Source organism: Massilia glaciei, assembly GCF_003011895.2.
GTDB classification, from domain to species: domain Bacteria; phylum Pseudomonadota; class Gammaproteobacteria; order Burkholderiales; family Burkholderiaceae_D; genus Telluria_A; species Telluria_A glaciei.
The window spans coordinates 1-18,580 of record NZ_PXWF02000032.1; the positions used below are offsets into that span (position 1 = coordinate 1).

At 68.8% G+C, this 18,580-nt stretch carries 14 protein-coding genes and 1 pseudogene; 13 read left to right on the top strand and 2 right to left on the bottom strand.

Annotated elements, in window-relative coordinates; genetic code table 11:
- The first annotated feature begins 88 nt into the window (after positions 1 to 88).
- The 10 genes from C7C56_RS02275 to C7C56_RS02320 all read left to right on the top strand — a co-directional run bounded on the left by C7C56_RS02275 (position 89) and on the right by C7C56_RS02320 (position 14,148).
- A complete protein-coding gene (locus C7C56_RS02275; protein WP_106755883.1) occupies positions 89 to 1,753 on the top strand; it encodes a SulP family inorganic anion transporter in 1,665 nt (554 codons plus the stop codon).
- On the top strand, positions 1,738 to 2,436 hold the full coding sequence (locus C7C56_RS02280; RefSeq protein WP_146204248.1) for a hypothetical protein: 699 nt from the start codon (positions 1,738 to 1,740) through the stop codon (positions 2,434 to 2,436). Before C7C56_RS02275 ends, C7C56_RS02280 begins: the two co-directional genes overlap by 16 nt.
- A 109-nt stretch (positions 2,437 to 2,545) precedes the next feature.
- Positions 2,546 to 3,055: an SET domain-containing protein gene (locus C7C56_RS02285; RefSeq protein WP_106755885.1), complete on the top strand. Its 510-nt coding sequence runs from the start codon at positions 2,546 to 2,548 to the stop codon at positions 3,053 to 3,055.
- Between the two features lie 129 nt (positions 3,056 to 3,184).
- Positions 3,185 to 4,027, top strand: a complete 843-nt coding sequence (locus C7C56_RS02290; protein ID WP_181372985.1) for a PhzF family phenazine biosynthesis protein — start codon at positions 3,185 to 3,187, stop codon at positions 4,025 to 4,027.
- Between the two features lie 44 nt (positions 4,028 to 4,071).
- Positions 4,072 to 4,557, top strand: coding sequence for a GNAT family N-acetyltransferase (locus C7C56_RS02295; RefSeq protein ID WP_106755886.1), 486 nt, complete (start codon positions 4,072 to 4,074; stop codon positions 4,555 to 4,557).
- Between the two features lie 163 nt (positions 4,558 to 4,720).
- The gene (gene glgB, locus C7C56_RS02300) at positions 4,721 to 6,889 is read left to right on the top strand and encodes a 1,4-alpha-glucan branching protein GlgB (RefSeq protein WP_106755887.1); all 2,169 of its coding nucleotides are present in this window, start codon (positions 4,721 to 4,723) and stop codon (positions 6,887 to 6,889) included.
- Positions 6,889 to 8,868, top strand: a complete 1,980-nt coding sequence (gene glgX, locus C7C56_RS02305) for a glycogen debranching protein GlgX (protein ID WP_106755888.1) — start codon at positions 6,889 to 6,891, stop codon at positions 8,866 to 8,868. The genes glgB and glgX overlap by 1 nt, the downstream gene beginning before the upstream one ends.
- Positions 8,869 to 8,889: 21 nt before the next feature.
- The gene (gene glgC, locus C7C56_RS02310; RefSeq protein ID WP_219933090.1) at positions 8,890 to 10,167 is read left to right on the top strand and encodes a glucose-1-phosphate adenylyltransferase; all 1,278 of its coding nucleotides are present in this window, start codon (positions 8,890 to 8,892) and stop codon (positions 10,165 to 10,167) included.
- Between the two features lie 8 nt (positions 10,168 to 10,175).
- Positions 10,176 to 11,636, top strand: a complete 1,461-nt coding sequence (gene glgA, locus C7C56_RS02315) for a glycogen synthase GlgA (RefSeq protein WP_106755890.1) — start codon at positions 10,176 to 10,178, stop codon at positions 11,634 to 11,636.
- Between the two features lie 61 nt (positions 11,637 to 11,697).
- A complete protein-coding gene (locus tag C7C56_RS02320) occupies positions 11,698 to 14,148 on the top strand; it encodes a glycogen/starch/alpha-glucan phosphorylase (protein WP_106755891.1) in 2,451 nt (816 codons plus the stop codon).
- Between the two features lie 16 nt (positions 14,149 to 14,164).
- Here C7C56_RS02320 and C7C56_RS02325 read toward each other — a convergent pair whose 3' ends face one another.
- Positions 14,165 to 15,622, bottom strand: a complete 1,458-nt coding sequence (locus C7C56_RS02325; protein ID WP_229457917.1) for a cytochrome C — start codon at positions 15,620 to 15,622, stop codon at positions 14,165 to 14,167.
- A gap of 181 nt (positions 15,623 to 15,803) precedes the next feature.
- Here C7C56_RS02325 and C7C56_RS02330 point away from each other — a divergent pair, with 181 nt between their 5' ends.
- From C7C56_RS02330 to C7C56_RS30455, 3 genes and pseudogenes are all read left to right on the top strand, one after another.
- Positions 15,804 to 17,348 (top strand): ATP-binding protein, encoded by a 1,545-nt coding sequence (locus tag C7C56_RS02330; RefSeq protein ID WP_106755893.1) that lies wholly within the window; start codon positions 15,804 to 15,806, stop codon positions 17,346 to 17,348.
- Between the two features lie 9 nt (positions 17,349 to 17,357).
- A pseudogene (locus C7C56_RS30450) lies at positions 17,358 to 17,645 on the top strand (response regulator); the annotation flags it as partial.
- 169 nt (positions 17,646 to 17,814) lie between these two features.
- On the top strand, positions 17,815 to 18,054 hold the full coding sequence (locus C7C56_RS30455; protein WP_307719015.1) for a winged helix-turn-helix domain-containing protein: 240 nt from the start codon (positions 17,815 to 17,817) through the stop codon (positions 18,052 to 18,054).
- An 18-nt stretch (positions 18,055 to 18,072) separates the two neighbouring features.
- Here C7C56_RS30455 and C7C56_RS02340 read toward each other — a convergent pair.
- Positions 18,073 to 18,580: response regulator transcription factor (locus C7C56_RS02340; protein WP_146204249.1), on the bottom strand; the 508-nt coding region annotated here is incomplete at its 5' end.

Here is an 18,580-nt window from a genome sequence, read left to right on the forward strand (position 1 = left end):
TTCATGCAATCGCCCTGGGCGGACGAAAGCCACGCTGGCGCGGTCCGCGCGCGGCATGGTAGGCTTGCGCCTTTTGCACGGATCACACATGCTGCAATGGCTGAGGCGGTACCGGCGCGAACTGTTGGCGGGCGACATAGGCGCTGGCATCGTCGTCGCCATGATGTTGATCCCGCAGGGCATGGCCTACGCCCTGGTGGCGGGGCTGCCGCCGGTGGTCGGCCTCTACGCGGGCATCCTGCCGCCGATCCTGTACGCGCTGTTCGGGTCGAGCATGACGCAATCGGTCGGGCCGATGGTCATCATCTCGCTGATGACGGCCACCGCGCTGGCGCCGCTGGCGGCGGCCGGCTCGGGACTGTATGGTGTGCTGGCGGCCCAGTTGGCGCTGCTGTCGGGCGTGGTGCTGCTCGTGTGCGGCCTGTTGCGGCTCGGCTTTGTCGCCAATTTCTTCTCGCGCCCCGTGATGAGCGGCTTCACCATCGGCGCCGCGCTCGTGATCGCCCAGGGGCAGATTGAACCGCTGGTGGGCGCCGACCTGCCCGCCGTCCACCTGCCCAGCCTCACGCTGGGCCTGGGCTCGCTCGCGCTGCTGTTGCTGGCGCGCCAGTACCTCGCGCCGCTGCTGGTGCGCCTCGGCATGGGCGCGGGCGCTGCCGACACCGGCGCGCGCCTCGCGCCGATGGTCGTGGTGGTGGGCGCGACCATCCTGGTGCCTCTGCTCGGCCTGCACGAGGCCGGCGTCGCCGTCACCGGCGATGTGCCGTCCGGCCTGCCGGGCTTGAACCTGGCCCTGTCGCACGGGCACTGGCGAGCGTTGCTGCAGCCGGCGCTGCTGATCGGCTTCATGATTTTCCTGATCAGCATGTCGGCGGCCCAGACGCTGGCCCTCAAACGCCAGGAAAAAGTCAACAGCAACTACGAGTTGATCGGCGTGGGCGTGGCCAACATCGGCAGCGCGCTCACGGGCGCGTTGCCGGTGACGGGCAGCATTTCGCGCTCGGCCGTCAATTTCGCGGCCGGCGCCCAGACGCCGCTGGCGAGCGTCATCAGCGCGGTCCTGCTGGCGCTGGCGCTGGTGGCCCCGACCGGCTGGCTGACGCTGATGCCGCTGCCGGCGCTGGCGGCGACGATCATCGTCGCCGTGCTCGGCATGTTCGACCTGTCGACGCTGCGCACCGCGTGGCGCTACGACCGCGGCGACGCGCTCGCCCTCGTGGCGACCGCCGCCGGCGTGCTCGTGCTGGGGGTGGAGGCGGGAGTGGTCATCGGCGTGATGCTGTCGATGGGCACGCTGATCTGGCGCGCCAGCCGGCCGCACATCGCGGTGCTCGGGCGCATCGCCGGGACCGAGCATTTCCGCAACATCGAGCGCTACGCGGCCGAGACGGTGCCCGAGATCCTGATGCTGCGCATCGATTCCAATCTTTTTTTCGGGAATGTGGACGCGGTCAACGCGCGCATCGAGGAGGAGTTGCAGGCCCGCCCCGCGGTGCGCCACCTGGTGCTGGTCATGTCGGCCGTCAATTCGATCGACACCACCGCCCTGTTCGCGCTCAAGGAGCTGAACCCGGCGCTCAAGCTGCGCGGCATCGCCCTGCATCTGGCCGAGGTCAAGGGGCCGGTGCTCGACCGCCTCAAGCAGAGCGAACTGCTGGGCGAATTGACCGGACGCCTGTACCTGAGCGCGGTCATGGCGAGCGACGAGCTCTCGCGGACGACGCGGGCGGCGAGTCTTTGTCCGCAAATTTGAGCCGCGGCATCGTATGGGAGGGCGCTCGGCGCCTGCGCTGGGCGCCGCTGGCGCTCACGCTGCTGTTGCACCTGCTGCTGGTCGGCGGCTGGCTGGCCGCCGCCGGTTCCAAGCCCGCGGGCGGGGTGCGGCCGGCGGCCGATCGGGTGGTGATGCTGCTGTTCCCCGCGCGCGCGGCGGCGCCCCCGAAGCGCCGGGTTGCTTCTGTGGCGCGCAGCCCGCCGTCGCCACGGCCGGCAAGGCAATCGCCGGTCCGGCCCGTGCCCGTGCCCGTGCCCGTGCCCGGGCAGGCGGCGGCGCAGACGCCGGTGGCGCCGGCCGCCGCCGAAGTTGAAGCCGCAGTTGAGGTCGACGAGCTGCAAATCAAACCCGCGCCGGGGCCGACCCTGGTAATCGAGCGCGCCCTGCGCGACGTCGGAAAAATCGACCGCGCGCTGCGCGCCGGCGCGCCCGGCGTGCCGGCGCAAAGGCCCGACACGCCGGTCGCCCGCTTCGAGCGGATCATGGCCAGCGCCCACATCGACCGCTCGAAGTCGATGAGCATGGACACCTACCGTTCGCCCGACGGCGTCTCGTACACGCGCATCACCCGCGCCGGCGGCGCAGTCTGCTACATGGGCGGCGGCGCGCGCCCGAAGCAGGTCAATTGTCCTCCGCCCGACAGTGGCTGGGTGAAAAAGTGATCGCGCACAATTTCAGCATGCCTCTGTTCAAAAAGGATGAAACGTGTAAGCTAGCGGTTCACTCGCATCCGGGCGAAGCCGCCCATCGTTTCTCACCCAATTGCCCCACATGACCGACACGCCACTGCCATCCGACGCCGCCCCGGCCTGCGTCGCCAGAAACTCCCCCGTGCACGGCCAGGGCGTCTTCGCCGGGCGCGACCTGCACGCGGGTGAGCGCATCATCGAGTACACCGGCGAGCGCATCGAATGGGACGAGGCGATCCGGCGCTCGGCGCAAAGCGGCGGCCCGGTCAACCACACCTTCTATTTCAGCCTCGAGGACGGGCGCGTCATCGACGGTGGGTCAGGCGGCAACGATTCGCGCCTGATCAACCACTCGTGCGAGCCCAACTGCGAGGCCTTCGAAGAGGACGGCCAGGTCTTCATCTACGCCATGCAAGACATTGCGGCAGGCGCCGAGCTTAACTATAGCTACCCGCTGATCTACGACGGCCCGCACACGCGCGCCGTCAAAGCCGCCTTCGCCTGCCATTGCGGCGCTCCGACGTGCAGCGGCACCATGCTCGCGCCCAAGCAGCGGCCCGTCAAAAAGAACAAAAAAGCCAAGGCGCCGTAAACACCAGAATTTGAGGGCCGGTCCGAACATGCCGGCCGACCCCTGTGGCAACTAAACCGGTCGCGTGATGGCGGCCCCGATGAACATGAAAAAACGCAGCACCGAGCAACCGCAACGAGGGTTCGCCGCTTGAGCGCCGACCTCGCGCAGATCGAGCGCGTCGCCGCGTTTTCCGATGGCGGCGCGGGCGGCAATCCGGCCGGCGTGTGGGTCGGCCAAACGCACCCGGCGGCGGCCCGCATGCAGGCCATCGCGGCCGGGGTCGGCTACTCCGAGACCGCGTTCGCCGTCAACGAGGGCGGCGTCTGGCGCGTGCGCTATTTTTCGCCCGAATCCGAGGTGCCATTCTGCGGCCACGCGACCATCGCGTTGGGCGCCGTGCTGGCGCGCCGATTCGGCGCCGGCGTCTTCTCGCTGCAACTGAACCAGGCAAACATCACGGTCGAGGGACGCCTGTGCGACGGCGCGCTCAAGGTGGCGCTCCAATCACCGCCCACGCGCAGCGCCCCGGCCGCTCCCGCGCTCGTGGCCGAGGCGCTCGCCCTGTTCGGCTACACGCCCGGTCAGCTCGACGCGCGCATCGCGCCCGCGCTCGCGCACGGCGGCGCCGACCATCTTGTCGTTTGCCTTAACAGCCGTGCCGCGCTCGCCGCCATGCGCTACGATCTGGCGGCCGGACGCAGCCTGATGGCGCGCGCCGGCCTGGTGACCATCATGCTCGCCTTTGCCGAAAACGACCGGCTGTTCCATGCCCGCAATCCGTTCGCCTCGGGTGGGGTCTACGAGGACCCCGCCACGGGCGCGGCCGCCGCGGCGTTGGCCGGCTACCTGCGCGATCTCGGCTGGCCGCACGGCGGCGCGATCGACATCGTGCAGGGCGAGGATATGGGCATGCGCTCGCGCCTGCGCGCCGAAATAGGGCCCGTGGCGGGCGGCTCGATCAGGGTCTCGGGGACGGCGCGTAGTATATAGTCATGCTTTTGTTGAAACGTGCAAAATAAGGTGGCAAAAGCAGAATGTCGATCGTCCTCATCCCCGTCCCCCTCGATCACCTGCGCGCCCTGGCCGAGGGCAGGGTGCCCGCCACGCTCGGCTACTCCAGCGAGCCCGACGCGCTGCCGCCCGCGTTCGTGGCCGCGCGCGCGCTCGACACGATCGCGCGCGGCGGCGCCGAGTTCTGGTGCGCCACCTTCTACGTGCTCAGGCAGGGCGACAAAATGCTCGTCGGCGGCTGCGGCTTCAAGGGCGACCCCGAAGACGGCAAGGTAAAAATCGGCTACGCGATCGCGCCGGCCAGCCGCGGGCAGGGCGTCGCCACCGAGGCGGTGCGGCAACTGTTGTCGCGCGCGTTCGCCGGCGGCGCGACCCTCGTCGTCGCCGAGATCAACCCCGCGAACCTGGCCTCGGTGCGGGTGGTGCAAAAGCTCGCCTTCGCGCACCGCGACAGCTACGTCGACGACGCCGGGGAGGTGCTGGTGCGCTGGGTCGCAGGGCAGGTTTGATGGTCTTAAGATTGCCACATTAAATACGTTGTTTTACTACATTTCCAGCTTGTATAGACTGGCGTGAGCTGTTGACATGGCAAATGGATGGTGTTATTTTGCTACAAGTAGTGACGAGGCGCAATGCTTACACGTCAATAATTGAATAGCAAAAGGCGCTCAGATGATATTCAACACTGCTTTGGTCGACGCCCTGATGGCGGGCGACCACGCCGACCCGTTCGCGGTGCTCGGCATGCATTTTGAAGGCGGCGCCCTGGTGGTGCGCGCCTTGCTGCCTGGGGCCGACCAGGTATGGGTGCTCGACGCGGCCGACGGTGCCACGCTGGCCAGGCTCGAACGCTGCGGCGCGAGCGCGGTTTTCGCCGGCGCCGTTGCGGAGCCATCCGCGGGGCCATCCGAGGGTCGCGCCGCGCCTTTCCCCTACCGCCTGCGGGTCGACTGGCATGGCACGCTCCACGAGCACGAGGACGCGTACCGCTTCCCGTCGCTGTTCACCGGCGACTACGGCGGGCGCCCCTACGAGGCGATGGGCGCGCATCCGACCCGCATCGATGGCGTCGACGGCGTCAATTTCGTGGTGTGGGCGCCCAACGCGCGGCGCGTCGCCCTCGTCGGCGCCTTCAACAGCTGGGACGGCCGGCGTCACGGCATGCGCCTGCATCCGCAGCGCGGCGTGTGGGAGATCTTCATCCCGCAGATCGGCCCCGGCGAATTGTATAAATTCGAAATCAAGACCGCCTTCGGCGCCACGCTGCTCAAGGCCGACCCGTACGCGTTCCGCGCGCAGCTGCGCCCCGAAACCGCCTCGGTGGTGCATGCGCTGCCGGCGGTCGTGCCGGCGCCGCCGGAGCGCCAGCGCGCCAACGCGCTCAACTCGGCGGTCAGCATCTACGAGGTGCACCTTGGCTCATGGCGCCGCGCCGACCATGGTCGGCGCTGGCTGAACTACCGCGAACTGGCCGAGCAGCTGGTGCCGTATGTGCGGCAGATGGGCTTTAGCCATATCGAGCTGCTGCCCGTGCAGGAGCACCCGTTCGACGGCTCGTGGGGCTACCAGCCGACCGGCCTGTACGCGCCGACCTCGCGCTTCGGCAGCCCCGAGGACTTCCGCTTTTTGGTTGAGACCGCGCACGCGGCCGGCATCGGCGTGCTGCTCGACTGGGTGCCGGGGCATTTTCCGACCGACGCGTTCGCGCTGGCCGGCTTCGACGGCACCCACCTGTACGAGCACGCCGACCCAAAAGAGGGCTTCCACCAGGACTGGAACACGCTGATCTACAACTACGGCCGGCAGGAGGTGCGCGACTTCCTCGCCGCCAACGCCCTGTACTGGATCGAACGCTATGGCATCGACGGCCTGCGGGTCGACGCGGTGGCCTCGATGCTGTACCGCGACTACAGCCGCAAAGAGGGTGAATGGGTCCCCAACATCCACGGCGGGCGCGAGAACCTCGAGGCGATCGCGTTTTTGCGCCGAATGAACGAGCTGGTTTGCTCGCAGCGGCCCGAGGCCATCACCATGGCCGAGGAGTCGACCAGTTTTCCGAACGTGTCGCGCCCGCTCGAGATGGGCGGGCTGGGCTTCCACTACAAATGGAACATGGGCTGGATGAACGACACCCTGCGCTACATGCAGGAGGACCCGGTCAACCGCAAGCACCACCACGACAAGATCAGTTTCGGCATCGTGTACGCCTTCAGCGAGAACTTCGTGCTGCCGCTCTCGCACGACGAGGTGGTGCACGGCAAAGGCTCGATCCTGGCGCGCATGCCCGGCGACCACTGGCAGCGCTTCGCCAACCTGCGCGCCTACTATGGCTTCATGTGGGGCCATCCCGGCAAAAAGCTGCTGTTCATGGGTTGCGAGTTCGCCCAGGCCAGGGAGTGGGACGCCGACGCCAGCCTCGACTGGCACCTGCTCGACGACCCGGCGCACGCCGGCGTCCAGCGCCTGGTGCGCGACCTTAACAACGTGCTGCGCGCCTACCCGGCGCTGCACCAGGTCGACTTCGAGCAGCGCGGCTTCGAGTGGATTTCGCACGAGGACCGCGAGAACTCGGTGCTTTCGTTCGTGCGCCGCGCCGACGACGGCAGCTGCGTGCTGGTGATTTGCAATTTCACGCCGGTGTGCCGGCCCGGCTACCGCATCGGCGTGCCGGCGGCCGGGCGCTACCGCGAATTGATCAACACCGACCAGCTGCAGTACGGCGGCAGCGGCGTCGGCAACGGCGTGCTGGCCACCGACCCGAGCGGCATGCACGGACGCGCGCAATCGCTGGCGCTGACCCTGCCGCCGCTGGCGACCCTGATGCTGGTGTTGGAGAACTGATGCCGCCGGAACCAGCCCTGACCCTGAGCGTGGGCGCCGCCTATCCGCTTGGCGCCAGCGTGCAAGGCGGCGCGGTCAACTTCGCGCTGGTGGCGCCAAACGCCGGCAAGGTCGAGCTGTGCCTGTTCGACGCCGACGGCGCGCGCCAGAGCGCCTGCCTGGCGCTGCCGGCCAAGACCAGCGGCGTCTGGCACGGCCTCCTGCAAGGCGTCGGCGCGGGCCAGGTCTACGGCTACCGCGTGCACGGCCCGTTCGATCCCGAGCGCGGCCACCGCTTCAATCCCGACCTGGTGCTGCTCGATCCATACGCGCGCGACGTCGTCGGTGGCCACGACGGCATCGACGGCGCGTTCAAGGGCAGGGTGGTCGACGATTCCTACGACTGGGGCGACGACCGCGCGCCGCGCACCGCGCCCGAGGACACCATCTTGTACGAGCTGCACGTGAAGGGCTTCACGCGCCTGCTGGGCGGCGTGCCCGAGGCGCTGCGCGGCAGCTATCCCGGTTTGGCGCATCCGGCCGCGCTCGACCACCTGGCCCGGCTCGGCGTGACCGCCGTCAGCCTGCTGCCGCTGCAGCGGCGCGCCGACGAGGCGCGCCTTGCGCGCTCCGGCCTGTCCAACTACTGGGGCTATTCGACCGTCGGTTTCTTCGCGCCCGAGACGCGCTACTGGTCGGGCCGCGCCGGCGGCAGCGCCGCCAGTGAGCTGCGCGACATGGTCAAGGCCCTGCACGGGCGCGGCATCGAGGTGATCCTCGACGTCGTCTACAACCACAGCGCGGAGCTCGACGAGGAGGGGCCGACGCTCTCGCTGCGCGGGATCGACAACGCCGTGTACTACCATCTGCGGCCGGGCAACCGCGCCCTGTACGAGAACTGGACCGGCTGCGGCAACACCCTGAACCTGTCCGAGCCGCGGGTGCTGCAACTGGTGATGGATTCGCTGCGCTACTGGGTGCAGCAATTCCACGTCGACGGCTTCCGCTTCGACCTGGCGCCGTCGCTGGCGCGCTACGAGCAGGGCTTTTCGCCGCGCGCGGCGTTTCTGGCCGCGCTCGCGCAGGACCCGGTGCTGGCCCGGGTCAAGCTGATCGCCGAGCCCTGGGACATCGGCCCGGGCGGCTACCAGCTCGGCAATTTTCCCGACGGCTGGCTCGAATGGAACGACAAGTATCGCGACACCATGCGCGCCTTCTGGCTCGGCGGCGAGGTCACGATGGGGCAGTTCGGGCGCCGCTTCGCCGGCTCGAGCGACCTGTTCGAGCACCACGCGCGCGCGCCGGCGGCGAGCGTCAACTTCATCTGCGCGCACGACGGCTTCACGCTGCGCGACCTGGTCAGCTACCAGCACAAGCGCAACGAGGCCAACGGCGAAGGCAACCGCGACGGCCACAACCACAACCTGGGCGCCAACTGCGGCGCCGAGGGCGAGAGCGACGACCCGGCCGTGCTGGCGCTGCGCGCGCGGCTGCGGCGCGCGCTGCTGGCCACATTGGTGTTCTCGCAAGGCACGCCGATGCTGCTGGCCGGCGACGAGTTGGGGCACACCCAGGGCGGCAACAACAACGCCTACTGCCAGGACAACGCGGTCTCGTGGATCGACTGGGCCGGGGCCGACCTCGAACTGGGCCACTACGTGGCGCGCCTGGTCGGGCTGCGCAAGCGCCTGCCGGCGCTGCGCCGCGCGACCTGGCAGTGCCCGATCGCCTGGACCCGCTTCGACGGCGCGCCGCTCGACGGCGCCGACTGGCACAGCGGCGCCCAGCGCAGCATCGCCATTTTGCTCGGCGCCGGCCTTGAGTCCTGCTTGTTGCTGGTCAACGCCACCGCGCACGCGGTCGCCTTCACGCTGCCGCCCGGCGCCTGGCAGCTGCTGCTCGACAGCGCCGACCCGGCCGCGCCGCCCCACATCCTGCAGGGGCGCGCCGCGGTGCCGCCGCACGCGCTGCTGCTGGCAAGTTCACACGAGAAAAATTAACAATAACCACGGAGAAACAAAATGGATACGATGCAAGAACGGAACAACGCCACGCTCGCGCGCCTGCTGCCCAAACGCACCGTGGCGCTGGTGCTGGCCGGCGGACGCGGATCGCGCCTGCTGCAGCTGACCGACCGGCGCGCCAAGCCGGCCGTCTACTTCGGGGGCAAATTCCGGATCATCGACTTCGTCCTGTCGAACTGCCTCAATTCGGGCATCCGCCGCATCGGCGTCGTCACCCAGTACAAATCGCACTCGCTGCTGCGCCACCTGCAGCGCGGCTGGAGCTTTTTGCGCGGCGAGCTCAATGAGTTCATCGACCTGCTGCCGGCCCAGCAGCGCGTCGACGAGGAGCACTGGTACCGCGGCACCGCCGACGCGGTCTACCAGAACCTCGACATCCTGCGCTCGTACAAACCCGAATACGTGCTGGTGCTGGCCGGCGACCATATCTACAAGATGGACTATTCGCTGATGCTGATGGACCATGCCAAGAGCGGCATGGGTTGCACCGTCGGCTGCATCGAGGTGCCCAAGGCCGAAGCGTCGGCCTTTGGCGTGATGGACGTCGACACCGCGCGCAAGGTCACCGCCTTCGTCGAAAAACCGTCCGACCCACCGACCATGCCGGGCAAGCCCGACACCACGCTGGCCTCGATGGGGATCTACATCTTCAACGCCGACTACCTCTACAAGCTGCTCGAGGAGGACATCGCCAACCCGGACTCGTCGCACGACTTCGGCAAGGACATCATCCCGCGCGTGGTCGGGGAGGGCAACGCGATCGCCCACCCGTTCGGCATGTCGTGCGTGCCCGCCTGCGAAGACGGCACCGCCTACTGGCGCGACGTCGGCACTGTCGACGCGTTCTGGTCGGCCAACCTGGACCTGGCGTCGATCTCGCCCGAACTCAACCTGTACGACCGCGACTGGCCGATCTGGACCTACCAGGAGCAACTGCCGCCGGCCAAATTCGTGTTCGACGAAAACGGCCAGCACGGCGTCGCCGTCAACACCCTGGTCTCCGGCGGCTGCATCATCGAGGGCTCGCACGTCCAGAGCTCGGTGCTGTTCTCGAACGTGCGGGTCGCCTCGTTCTGCACGGTCGACCAGGCGGTGCTGCTGCCCGGCACCACCATCGGCGCCGGCTGCACCCTGCGCAAGGTCGTGGTCGACCGCAATTGCGCGATCCCGGCCGGCATGGTGATCGGCGACGACGCCGAGCTCGACGCCAAGCGCTTCCACCGCAGCGAGACCGGCGTGGTGCTGGTCACCGCGGCCATGCTGGCGGCACTGTAAGGCGAACCATGCGCGTACTTCATGTAAGCACCGAGATCTACCCGCTGCTCAAGACCGGCGGCCTGGCCGACGTTGCCGGCGCCCTGCCGGCGGCGCAGGCCGCCGCCGGCCTGGACGCGCGGGTGCTGGTGCCGGGCTTTCCGGCGCTGATGGCAGGCGTCGCCCACAAGCAGCTGGTGGCCGAGCTGGCGCCGCGCTTCGGCGTCGACGCCATCCGCCTGTACCGGGGTCTGCTGCCCGACTCCGGCATTGCCGCCTACGTGATCGACGCGCCCGCGTTGTTCGACCGGCCGGGCAATCCGTACGCGGACGCGCAGCACCGCGCCTATCCCGACAACTACCGCCGCTTCGCCCTGTTGGGCTGGGTCGCGGCGCAGATGGCGCAGCGGCTCGACCCCGCATGGTCGCCCGACATACTCCATTGCCACGACTGGCACGCCGGCCTCGCGCCGGCCTACCTGCGGGCGGCGCGCGAGGCAAGCGGCAAGCACCTGGCCGGCTCGGTGATCACGGTCCACAACCTAGCCTACCAGGGCGTGTTCCCGCCCGAGGTGTTTCCCGAACTGGGGCTGCCGGGCGCCTATTTCGGCATCGAGGGCGCCGAGTTCCATGGACAGGTATCGTTTCTCAAGGCCGGCCTGCATTTCGCCGACAAGATCACCACGGTCAGCCCGACCTACGCGCGCGAAATCCAGGGCCAGGAGCAGGGCTGCGGCCTTGACGGCCTGCTGCGGGCGCGCTCGGGCGACCTGGCCGGCATCCTCAACGGCGTCGACGACGCGGTGTGGAACCCGGCGACCGACGCGCTGATCGCGGCGCCATATTCACCCGCGGCGATGGACGGCAAGGCGCGCTGCAAGGCCGCGCTGCAGCGCGACTGCGGCCTCGCTTTGGTCCCGGACGCGCCCCTGTTTTGCGTGGTCAGCCGGTTGACCGAACAAAAAGGGCTGCACCTGGTGCTGGCCAGCGTGGCGCGCATCATTTCCGCGGGCGGGCAGCTCGCGCTGTTGGGGAGCGGCGACGCGGCGCTCGAAGACGCGTTCCGCGCGCTGGCGGCGGCCCATCCCAAGTCGGTGGCGGTGCGCATCGGCTACGACGAGGCGTACGCGCATGCGCTGATCGGGGGCAGCGACGTCATCCTCGTGCCTTCGCGCTTCGAGCCGTGCGGCCTGACCCAGCTCTACGGACTCAAATACGGCACCCTGCCGCTGGTGCGGCGCGTGGGCGGCCTGGCCGACACGGTGCACGACGCCTCGCTCGAAAACCTCGACGACGCGCTCGCCACGGGCTTCGTGTTCGACCAGTTCGACGCCCAGGGCATCGACGCCGCGGTGCGCCGCGTGTTCTCGCTGTACCGCCGGCCCGACGAATGGCGCAAGGTGCAGGCGCGCGCGATGGCCCAGCAATTCGGCTGGGAGGCCCCGGCCGCCCAGTTTTTAAACCTTTATCAGCAGATCGCCAACACCTAATATGTCGCAACCAATGTCGCAACCAATGTCGCAACCAATGTCGCAACCAATGTCGCAACCAATGTCGCAACCGGATTTCGAGTACGACCCCCAACTCAACGACGTCGCCCACCTCAAGCGCGCCATCGCCAACCAACTCGTCTACCGGGTCGGCAAGGACCCGGTGGCGGCGCAGCCTGCCGACTGGCTGCACGCGACCGCGCTGGCCGTGCGCGACCGCCTGGTCGAGCGCTGGATGAAGACCACGCGCGCCCAGTACGAGCAAAAAGCCAAGCGGGTCTATTACCTGTCGATGGAGTTCCTGATCGGGCGCAGCTTCACCAACGCCCTGCTGGCGCTCGAAATCGGCGAGCAGGTGGGGCAGGCGCTGGCCGAACTGGGCGTCGACATCGGCCAGATGGCCGAACTCGAACACGATGCGGCGCTCGGCAACGGCGGCCTGGGGCGCCTCGCGGCGTGCTTCCTCGACTCGATGGCGACGCTCGGCATCGCCGGCTTCGGCTACGGGATCCGCTACGACTACGGCATGTTCCGCCAGCAGATCGTCGACGGCAGCCAGGTCGAGACGCCCGACTACTGGATGGCCGGCGGCCACCCGTGGGAATTCCCGCGCCCCGAGGTGCAGTACCGGGTACGCTTCGGCGGGCGCACCGAGCAGCGCGGCGACCGGGTCGAATGGATCGACACCGAGGACGTGCTGGCCATGGCCTACGACATCATCATCCCCGGCTACGCGACGGCGGCGACCAACACGCTGCGGCTCTGGTCGGCCAAGGCGGCCAGCGAGATCAACCTGGGCGCCTTCAACCAGGGCGACTATTTTGTGGCGGTCGAGGGCAAGAACCACTCCGAGAACGTCTCGCGCGTGCTCTATCCGGACGACTCGACCTCGTCGGGGCGCGAGCTGCGCCTGCGCCAGGAGTATTTTTTCGTCGCCGCCAGCCTGCAGGACCTGGTGCGGCGCTACCTGCTCACGCACGAGGGCTTCGACGAGCTGCCCGACCAGGTCGCGATCCATCTCAACGACACCCATCCGGTGCTGGCGATCCCGGAGCTGATGCGCATTCTGATCGACGAGCACCACCTGGAGTGGCACCGGGCATGGGCGCTGGCGCAGCAGGTTTTTTCGTACACCAACCACACGCTGATGCGCGAGGCGCTCGAAACCTGGCCGGTCGAGATGCTCGGCCGGGTGCTGCCGCGCCACCTGAACATCATCTTCGAGATCAACGCGCACTTCATGGCCGGCCTGGTCGAGCGCCACGGCAGCGACGCCGAGCTGGCGCGCCGGGTCTCGCTGATCGACGAGGGGGGCGGGCGCCGGGTGCGCATGGCCTACCTCGCGGTGCTGGCGAGCCACAAGATCAACGGGGTGTCGGCGCTCCACTCGGAACTGATGAAACAATCGATCTTTGCCGATTTCGCGCGCCTGTTCCCCGAGCGCTTCACCAACAAGACCAACGGCGTGACGCCGCGCCGCTGGCTGGCGCAGGCCAACCCGCCGCTGGCAGGCCTGATCGACGCCCACATCGGACGCGACTGGCGGCGCGAGCTCGACCAGCTCACGCAATTGCGCCCGCTGGCCGTGCAGGCAGGCTTTGTCGACGCCTTCCGCGGCGCCAAGCGCGCCAACAAGGAGCGCCTGGCCAAGTGGGTCGCGCAGAACATGGGCATCGAGCTCGATCCCGATTCGCTGTTCGACGTCCAGGTCAAGCGGATCCACGAATACAAGCGCCAGCTGCTCAATGTGCTGCACGTGGTCACGCGCTACAACCGGATACTGGCCAATCCGGACGCCGACTGGGTGCCGCGCACGGTGGTCTTCGCGGGCAAGGCGGCGTCGGCGTACCACATGGCCAAGCAGATCATCAAACTGATCAACGATGTCGCCGCGCTGGTCAACAACGACGCGCGCATCAAGGGCAAGCTCAAGGTCGTGTTCATCCCGAACTACAGCGTCAGCCTGGCCGAGATGATCATTCCCGCGGCCGACCTGTCGGAGCAGGTGTCGACCGCAGGCACCGAGGCCTCGGGCACCGGCAACATGAAATTCGCACTCAACGGCGCGCTCACCATCGGCACCCTCGACGGCGCCAACGTGGAGATGCGCGACGCGGTCGGGGCCGACAATTTCTTCATCTTCGGGAACGACGCCGTGCAGGTGGCGCAACTGCGGGCCGCCGGCTACCAGTCGCGCCGTTACTACGAACAGGACGCCGAGTTGCGCCTGGCGCTCGACCAGATCCGCGACGGCGTGTTCTCGCCCGACGACAAGGGACGCTTCCAGTCGATCTACGATGTGCTGGTCAACTGGGGCGACCATTACCTGCTGCTGGCCGACTATGCGAGCTACGTCGCGACCCAGGACCAGGTCGACGCGCTCTACCGCCAGCCGCGGGAATGGGCGCGCAAGGCGATACTCAACGTGGCCGGGATGGGCAGCTTCTCGTCGGACCGCACGATCGCAGAATACGCGAGCGAGATCTGGCGGGCGGCGCCGATAAGGATCTGACCGGCGCCGGGGGTTTTCACAGCGCCTTCAGGAACGCGCCCAGGTCGGCGACGTCCTGCGGCGACAGGCCCATCCTGAAGCGGCGGTCGTAAAAGCGCACCGTGTCCTCGAGCGTGGCGGCCGAGCCGTTGTGGAAGTAGGGCGGGCGCGCCGCCAATCCGCGCAGCGCCGGGGTCTTCATTTTTCCGATGTCGGCCCATTTGCCGCTGATGAGCGCGGTGCCGGGGTCGGTGGTGTCGACCACTTCGCCGGTGACGTTGTTGCGCAGCGTGTAGAGCGGCATGTCGGGCGTGCGCAGGTTGGCCGCCGAGACCCCGGTGTCGAACTGGCGCGCCACCGAATGCGATCCGGCGTTGGGCGCGTTGTGGCAACTGGTGCAGGTGCCCCGTTGCAGCGGCTGGCGCAAGGTGTCGCTGAAACCGGCCACGCCCACGATGTTCATCGGGCGCGTGTTGAACAATTGTTCGCCGCGCGCGATCGAGGCGCGCGCCAGATTCTGGGCCGACGGATTCGGCCCGGCCGCCGCGTCGCGCCACGCGCCGAACAGGGTCATCGCGGCGGGCGTGAAAGGCGCGCCGCTCAGGTAGTCGCCAACGGCGACGTCGTTGATCCCCCAATAAAAGGCGCCCTGCGACAGCAGGGCCGGTCCGCCGAGCGCGCCGGCCGCCGTCAGGTCGCCCGCGGCGGTGGACGTCAGTTGCGCCGTGAACAGGGATTTTTCGAAGTCGACGATGGCGCGCTGCTCGGCCGCCGTCAGGTCCTGCGCCGCCTCGGCATGGCCGCGCACGGCGCCGTTGGCCTGGTGCAGCAGGTCGGCGTCGATCGGGCCGAAGCAGAGGGCCGGCACGGCGCCGCGGATGCAGGAGGTGGAATTGGCGTCGGCCGTGGTCTCGCGGTTGTCCCACATCACGCTGCTGGCGAACTTCAGGTTGGTGCTCGCGAGCGGGCGCCGGAACAACGACAGCTCGGTCGCGCTCGCATAGCCGTAAGGGTCGTCGGCCCGGAGCAGGGTGAACTCGGCGCCGGCCGGAACCGGCAGGCCGACCCGGATCAGCCCTTTGGTCAGCAGCATGCTGTAGGCGAGCCGCTTCTGGTCGAGCGTGACGGCGAGCGCGTTGGGCGAATTGGCGCCGTCGATCAGCCGGAACACGGGGTCGGTGCCGTTGGTGTTCGCAAAACGGGCCGCCAGCGCGGGCGGCGTGATGCTCCAGCCCTCGGCTTGGGCGTGGCAGGTGGCGCAGGAGCGCCCGTTCCCGAGCGGCTTGAAGAACGGGTTTGCGGTGTCGATGAAGCCGGCCGCTGTCGTGGTGAGGGCGCTGCCGTCCCGGTTGGCCTGCGCGCCCGGGGCCGCCGGAGTCGGCGCCGGCCCGGTGCCGATCGTCGGAAGCGAAACCGGCGCCGTTGTGGGGGCGCCGCCGCCGCCGCAGGCCGACAGCAGTGCGACAAGCAGTAATCCAGGCGTTATGCTCTTCATGGTGATGCTCCTCTCAATGGGTGATGGCGCCATGCTGGGGCGCGATTGTGCAGGAAAAATGGAGGCTGGCATCGGGCGCAAATGAAGGTCCGTCTCCATTATTCGAGCACAATTGGCCGGTATGATGGCGATACCGATAAGAGCGAGGGGCAGGAATGAAGCCGAACCAAAAAAGCGTGGCATGCGATTGACGATAGCGCGCAAGATCGCCCTCGCGGTGATCGCGATCGTGGTGCTGTGCGTCGGGACGATGGCCTGGGTCACGACCTCCAACCTGCAGCGCGGCTTCATCGCCTACCTGAACGAGATGCAGGCGCAGGACCTCGGGCAGCTGCGCGACCTGGTGCAGGCGCGCCACCGGCGCGAAGGCGATTTCGACTGGCTGCGCCGGCGCCCGCGCGCCCTGCGCGAGCTGTTGGACCAGATGAATCCGCGGATACAGGCGGCGCCGGAGCCACGCAGGCCGCGCCATCCGGACGACCAATTCGGGCGCGGGGCGGCGCCTCCCGATGGCGCCGGCGGACAGCGCCCGGAGCCGACCGGGGAACGCGGCCCAGACCGGGGCGGCCAAGGCGGCGGCCGCGAACGCGGTCCGCCCCCGCATCCGCCGGGCGCGCGCGATCCGATGGGCTTCGCCCCCCGGGTCTCGATCGCCGACGCCGACGGCCTGCCCGTGATCGGGCCGCGCGAGTTCCCCGCGGGTGTCTCGCTCCCGATCGTGGTCGACGGCAAAACCGTGGGCCGCATCGGTCTGAGCCCGCTGCGCCAGGCCGCCGGCGTTGACTCGGGCGCCAGCGGATTTTTGCGCAAGCAGTTGAACGACATCCTGTGGCTGGCCGCGCTGCTCGGCGTGGGCGCCATTTTGCTGTCGATCTGGCTGGCGCGCCACCTGCTGCGCCCGATCGCCTCGCTGCGCACCGTCACGGCGCGGCTGGCGCGCGGCGAGTTCGACGCGCGCGCCCCGCTGGTCTCGCGCGGCGAGCTGGCCGAACTGGCCGTGCACATCAACGAGATGGCGCAGGCGCTCCAACAAAGCGAGCAGCGGCGCCGCAAGATGCTCGCCGATATCGCGCACGAACTGCGCACGCCGCTGACGGTGGTGCGGGGCGAGCTCGAAGCGCTCCTCGACGGCATCCGCGCCACCGACACCGGCGCGCTCGAATCGCTGCACGAGCAGGTGTTGCGGGTCAACCAGCTGGTCGACGACCTGCACCAGCTCACGCTGGCCGACGCCGGCGAACTGCGCTACGACTGGCAGCGCCTCGACCTGGGGGCGCTGGCCTTGCCGCTGCTTGTGCGTTACCGCACGCGCGCGCAAGCGGCCGGGCTCGAGCTGCGCTGGACGCTCGCCAACGACGTCATGCTGCGGGGCGACTCGGGCCGCCTGTCGCAAATCCTGGTCAACCTGCTCGAGAACAGCGTGCGCTACACCAGCGAGGGCGGCGCCATCGCCGTCACGCTGACCAAACTCGATGGGGTGGCCGAATTGCTGGTCGAGGACAGCGCGCCCGGGGTGCCGGACGGCGTCCACGAGCGCCTGTTCGAGCGCCTGTACCGGGTCGACAGCGCGCGCGCGCGCACCACGCCGGCGGGCGGTGGCAGCGGGCTGGGGCTGGCGATCTGCAAGGCGCTGCTCGATGCGCATGGCGGAGGCATCGCCGCCTCGGCGTCGCCGCTGGGCGGGCTGCGCATGCTGGTCCGCATTCCGCTTGACCCCAACTACTGAGGATCACCGATGCAAAACCAGGCCCACATCCTCAATGTCGAAGACGATCCCAAGATCGCCGCGCTGCTGGCCGATTATTGCGAGGCGGCCGGCTATCGCCAGACCTGCATCGGCGACGGCCGCAGCGCGCTCGAGGCGATCCGTTCGTCCGCGGTCGATCTGGTGGTGCTCGACCTGATGCTGCCCGAACTCGATGGCATCGAGGTGTGCAAGGCGGTGCGGCTGTTCTCGCCGGTGCCGATCATCATGCTGACCGCGCGCGTGGACGAGGTCGACCGCCTGATGGGGCTCGATATCGGCGCCGACGACTATGTGTGCAAACCGTTCAGCCCGCGCGAGGTGGTGGCGCGCGTGCGGGCCCACCTGCGCCGCGCCGGCATCGCCGCGGGCGCGCAGCCGGCGCCGTCCGGGCAGGGGTTCGTGGTCGACCGCGCCACCATGCGCGTGCTGTGCGCGGGGGGCGGACTTGCAGCTCACGGTCGTCGAATTCCGACTGCTGGCAGAGTTGATCGACAATCCCGACCGGGTCCATTCGCGCCAGCGGTTGCTCGACTTCGCGCACGAGGACCAACGCGACATCAACGACCGCACGGTCGACTCGCACATCAAGAATATCCGGCGCAAGCTGGCCGCGCGGCTGCCGCACGCCGATTGCCTGCAGTCGGTCTACGGGGTGGGCTACCGCTTCGAGCCGCCGCCGCAGTAAGGCGGTCGATGCGCGGCCTTAGCCGTTGACGCTGGCCAGGACGCGCTTGACGCAGTCGTTCAGGACCGGCCACTCGAACGGCTTGAAGACATAGCCGTCGGCGCCGCCCTTGAGGCCGCGCAGGACGTCGGCGTCGCTCACCTGCGCGGTGACCATGATCGCCGGCACGTGCTTGAGCAGGGCGTGGTTGCGCATGTAGGCGAGGATGTCGAAGCCGTTCACATAGGGCAGGTTGACGTCGAGCAGGACCAGGTCGGGGATCGGCAGCTGGTCCAGCATGTCGAGCGCCTGTTTGCCGTCCGAGACCGCGCGCACCGTGTAGCTGCGGCGGGTCAGGTAAGCCTGCATCAGCTCCGAGATGGCCTCGTCGTCTTCGACGATCACCAGTTGGCCCAGGCTGGGCGCGGCGTCGCCGGCCACCATCACGCCGGCCAGCCGCTGCCCGGTCGTGTAAAAACCCGTCTGCACCAGCGTGCGGGCGCCGCGGCGCGCCTCGGCCCAGGCCAGCACGCCTTCCTCCGGGCTC